Source organism: Oleiphilus sp. HI0080 (assembly GCF_001635135.1).
In genome coordinates this window covers 1-2,790 of the sequence record NZ_LWFU01000800.1, presented here as the reverse complement: position 1 = coordinate 2,790, position 2,790 = coordinate 1, and the positions used below count along the sequence as shown (strand labels likewise).

The following is a 2,790-nucleotide window of genomic DNA, read 5'->3' as shown; positions in this document are numbered from 1 at the left end:
TCTTGCTATGGCTGCTGCGCAACAGCGGTTTTATAATAAGGAGCAGGGCTTTGATGCACAAAATAGCGCATCTCAACTGGAAGAAGCGTATGATGTGCTAGGGCTTGAAAAAGAGTGTTCTGATCAAGAGCTGAAGCGGGCATATCGGCGCTTGATGAGCCAACATCATCCGGACAAGTTAGTGGCAAAAGGGCTACCGGAAGAGATGATGAAACTCGCCACGGAAAAAACACAACAAATAAAAGAAGCTTACGAACTCGTAAAGCGCAACAGAAATATAAAGTAGAGGTAAGTAATGCGCGTTCTAGTAATCGAAGACGATAAAGACGTTGCCTCCTATTTGGTCAATGGCCTAAAAGAAAGTGACAATGTCGTCGACCACTGTGCCGATGGCAAAGAAGGCTTGTTGCTTGCAGCAAGCGAAAGCTACGATGTAATGATCATAGATCGAATGCTTCCAGGCATGGATGGTCTTTCCATCATCAAAACGATTCGAGCCACGGGCAACAAAACGCCAGTGCTTATTCTTAGTGCCTTGGGCGATGTAGACGATCGAGTCGAAGGTCTTCGGGGCGGTGGAGATGACTACCTCACCAAGCCTTTCTCGTTTACCGAGCTATTGGCTCGATTGGAAGCCTTAGAGCGTCGCGGAGCAAGTTCCGGTTCTGAGCAGGTAACGCATCTAAGTGTCGCCGACCTGGAGATGGACTTGCTAGCCCGAACCGTCAAGCGCGCAGGCCAGAAAATTGATCTCCAGCCACGTGAGTTCCGGCTTCTGGAGTACTTAATGAAGCATGCGGGACAAGTGGTCACTCGCACCATGCTTCTAGAACAAGTATGGGATTATCATTTTGATCCGCAAACCAACGTTATTGATGTACATATCAGTCGCTTGCGTTCAAAGATCGACAAAGACTTCCCTAAACAGTTGCTCCAAACTGTGCGTGGTGCAGGGTATATATTGAGTGAAGATTCTTAGTCTTCTAAGAACCCCTACCTTTCAGTTGGCGATCATGTACATGGTACTGTTCGCCACCTCTGTTTTTATTCTTATGGGTTTCATCTATTGGGCAACTGCTGGCTATATGTCGAGCCAGACCGATGAGACCATTGAAGCCGAGATCGTCGGACTTGCCGAGCAATATCAGCGACAAGGTTTAAATGGCCTTATCAGCGTGATTCGTGAACGAGTCGCGCGTGATCCTAACGGCAAAGCAATCTATTTGTTCACCGCACGCGACTTCATTAAACTTGCTGGCAACATTGATAAATGGCCTGAAGAAGGCGAAGTCCAAGATGGCTGGTTAAATTTCACGCTTGACCAAGAACTCGGCTGGCACACTGAATCTGAAAGACCTGCACGAGCGCGTGTGTTCATAGTGCCGGGCGGCTTACGCCTGCTTGTGGGCCGTGATGTAAACGAGTTTATGGCGGTGAAAGAGCTAGTTGAACGTGCGATTAATCTCGGCATGGCCATTACCTTCATGCTTGCCATGATTGGTGGTGTCATGATGAGCCGTAGCACGGGAAGACGTGTTGAAGTGATCAACCAGACCAGCCAGAAGATCATGCGCGGTAATTTATCCCTAAGAATCCCTGATCGTGGCACTAACGACGATTTCGACCAGCTAGCGCGTAACCTCAATGAAATGCTCGATCGAATCTTTCAGCTAATGGAAGGTATTCGCCATGTTTCGGACAACATCGCTCACGATTTGAGAACACCGCTAACGCGCTTGCGCAACAAACTCGAGAACACTCTGCTGCAAGTTGAAAATGACGAACAGCGAGAGCATGTGGCAAGTGCCGTGGCAGAGGCGGATCAATTACTAGCGACATTCAATGCTTTACTGCGCATTGCACGACTTGAAACCGGTAAAACAAGCTCAAATTTCTCTCACTTCATTATCTCGGATTTAGTGCTAGATGCTGCAGAATATTACGAGGCTCTTGCCGAGGACAAGCAACAAACTCTAAACATTAGAGTGAAAACGGATCTCGAGCTATTTGCCGATAAAGACCTTCTTTTTCAGACCGTAAGTAATCTAATTGATAACGCCATCAAATATACCCCCGAAGGCGGGGAGATCACGATCGCGCTGGATCAAACCAAACACGGTGTTGATTTAACAATAGCGGACTCTGGGATCGGTATTCCCGAAGATGAGCGCGGCAAAGTGTTTGACCGCTTCTATCGCGTAGCGAAGAGTCGCTCTTTACCAGGAAACGGTTTAGGACTGAGCCTCGTTCAAGCGGTTGTGGAACTGCATCAGGGAAAAATCATGCTTGGCGACAATAACCCAGGCTTGGTTGTCACCTTAAATCTTCCACTGATTAAAAAGAAAGAAGCCGCTCCAAAATTGGAACGGCCGGAGAATCTAAAGGCCTCTCAGAAGTCGTCTACGCAAACTGCTTGAAGCGCTCGATAGTGTACGTCGCTGGAAAAGCAAGAAGCTTCAAGCCACTTTTAGCAAGCTGTTCTGCAGCATCAATGGTTGATTCTACATTTGCCTTAGTGCTTCCAACACGCGCTTTCACGCTATCTAATTCGCCTTCAAAACGCTTCTGGCCCGCAAAAACCACTGCCATTAGGTTGTGACGATTTACACTGTTTTCAATACCTAGTTGATCCAACTGAAAACCAAGGCTATCGACTTGTTGAAGAGCCAACTCACCAAACTTTTCTATATTTTTACTCATGATTGCCTACCAAATTGGTGCTGATTATTCTCGAGAACAATAAGGTTTTTAAATAGGTGCTTCAACCTAAATTTAGTGCTTTTCGTCGGA

Annotated in this window: 4 protein-coding genes; 3 read left to right on the top strand and 1 reads right to left on the bottom strand. The window is 47.0% G+C overall.

The features are described from left to right. From A3751_RS16325 to A3751_RS16315, 3 genes are all read left to right on the top strand, one after another. Positions 1-286: DnaJ domain-containing protein (locus tag A3751_RS16325; RefSeq protein WP_156492547.1), on the top strand; the 286-nt coding region annotated here is incomplete at its 5' end. Positions 287-295: 9 nt separating this feature from the next. After that, the gene (locus A3751_RS16320) at positions 296-979 is read left to right on the top strand and encodes a response regulator transcription factor (RefSeq protein WP_068457951.1); all 684 of its coding nucleotides are present in this window, start codon (positions 296-298) and stop codon (positions 977-979) included. Continuing rightward, positions 966-2,417 (top strand): HAMP domain-containing sensor histidine kinase, encoded by a 1,452-nt coding sequence (locus tag A3751_RS16315; protein WP_068457948.1) that lies wholly within the window; start codon positions 966-968, stop codon positions 2,415-2,417. The genes A3751_RS16320 and A3751_RS16315 overlap by 14 nt, the downstream gene beginning before the upstream one ends. On the opposite strand, the gene A3751_RS16310 is transcribed toward A3751_RS16315, so the two are convergent. Further along, the gene (locus A3751_RS16310) at positions 2,401-2,700 is read right to left on the bottom strand and encodes a hypothetical protein (protein WP_068453205.1); all 300 of its coding nucleotides are present in this window, start codon (positions 2,698-2,700) and stop codon (positions 2,401-2,403) included. The genes A3751_RS16315 and A3751_RS16310 overlap by 17 nt on opposite strands. Positions 2,701-2,790: the final 90 nt, after the last annotated feature.

Excerpts from the sequence above, each read along its gene's own strand:
- A3751_RS16320 (WP_068457951.1), top strand. The coding sequence starts at position 296 with ATGCGCGTTCTAGTAATCGAAGACGATAAAGACGTTGCCTCCTATTTG.
- A3751_RS16310 (WP_068453205.1), bottom strand. The coding sequence starts at position 2,700 with ATGAGTAAAAATATAGAAAAGTTTGGTGAGTTGGCTCTTCAACAAGTC.